The organism is Saccharopolyspora sp. NPDC002686, assembly GCF_040295745.1.
In the GTDB taxonomy this organism is placed as follows: domain Bacteria; phylum Actinomycetota; class Actinomycetes; order Mycobacteriales; family Pseudonocardiaceae; genus Saccharopolyspora; species Saccharopolyspora oryzae.
In genome coordinates this window covers 1-1,594 of the sequence record NZ_JBEOVY010000645.1, presented here as the reverse complement: position 1 = coordinate 1,594, position 1,594 = coordinate 1, and the positions used below count along the sequence as shown (strand labels likewise).

Annotated in this window: 1 protein-coding gene; it reads right to left on the bottom strand. The window is 74.7% G+C overall.

The features are described from left to right. Nucleotides 1-108: 108 nt before the first annotated feature. On the bottom strand, nt 109-1,594 hold a 1,486-nt coding region (locus ABTZ89_RS38580; protein WP_351054430.1), incomplete at its 5' end, for a primosome assembly protein PriA.

Here is a 1,594-nt window from a genome sequence, read left to right as displayed (position 1 = left end):
TTTGTCGTTGAGTTCGTCCGGATCTTAATCCCCCCCCACTGTTGTGTTTGTTTTGGGTTGCTATAGCCACCCAAAACACTCACGACACCGTGCGTCGGCGGCTTGGGGCTAGAGCATTTCCAGGGGGTCGAGGCGGACCTGGAGTTCGGCTGCCTTGCGGGCTGCTCGGATCGCTTGGGCTGCGTGGAGGGAGGTTGCCAGGGCTCGGCCTTCGGTCCGGTCCACTCGGACGATCAGGCGTTCCCGCTCGGAGTTGCCGTCCTCGTCGACTTCGCCGAGCGGGACCGGGCCGAGGATTTCCGCCGTGGGCGGCAGGTCCGCCGAGTCGAGCAGCGCTTCGATCGCGTCCGGGGTTCCGTCGACGGCCGCGACCCGTCGCGCCGGGGGGAAGCCGAGTTCGGCGCGCTCGGCGAGTTCCAGCGAAGCGAACCAGGACGGGTCCCAGCGCACCAGGGCCTGGACCGGTTGCAGCGACGAGTCGGCCATGACGACCACCCGGCCGCCGTCCCGGGCCGGGCGCACCAGGGCCGCCGCGTCGAACCACAAGCGCAGCGTCGTCTCGGCCGCGCGCAGCTCCGGCCGGGCCAGCAGCGTCCGGCCGTCCAGCAGCAGCGCTGCGCCGTAGCCGCCTTCTGCCACCGGCTCGGCCCCGGGCGTGCACACGACCAGCGCGGGCTTGGCCGGGACCGTGGCCAGCACCTCGCCCGCACCGGAGGTCCGCACCGTCACGTTGCTGAACGCGCGCCCCATCTCCTCCGCGGTCCGACCAGCACCGACGGCGATCGCGCGCAGCCGCCGCGAGCCGCAGTTCGCGCACTTGAACGCCGCTTCCGCGGCTCCGCACCAGCTGCACGCCGCCGGCTTCGGCACGCCGCCTTCGCTGCCTCCCGGCAGCGCCAGCGGCCCGGCGCAGCGCCTGCAGCGCGCCCGCTCGCGGCAGTCGCCGCACGCGAGCGCCGGCACGTAGCCGCGCCGCGGCACCTGCACCAGCACCGGCGCTCCCGCGCCCAGCGCGGCTCGCGCCGCTTCGAAGGCCACCGACGGCAGTCGCGCTGCGCGCGCCGCAGGGTCGCGGGCCAGCTGCGTGTCGTCCTCGCCGATGGCGGTCACTCGCGGCGCTGCCGCTCGCACTTCGGTGCGGTGCGCGACGAGTTCGTGCGCCCAGCCGGATTCGGCGAGCAGGGCGGCTTCCGCGGTGCGGGCGAAGCCGCCGACCAGCAGCGCCGCGCCCGCCGCGTGCGCGCGTTGGGTGAGCACGTCGCGGGTGTGCGGGTAGGGCGTTTGGGGGTAGCTGTGCAGGTCGTCGCCGTCGTCCCACACCGCGGCGAAGCCCAGGTCGTGCACCGGTGCGAACATCGCCGCCCGCGTTCCGACCACCACGCGGGCCGCGCCGCGCAGGACCGACAGCCACCGCCGGTAGCGCTCGGCGGGGGCGATCTCGGCGGCGAGGGCGACGACGTCGTCGCCGACCAGGGCGGTGCAGGCGTCCTGCACCCGTTGCAGGTCGCGGTGGTCCGGGACGACGATCAGCGCACCGCGTCCGGCCGAGGCCGCGGTGGCGGCGGCTTCGGCGAGGCGGGCGGGCCAGTCCTCC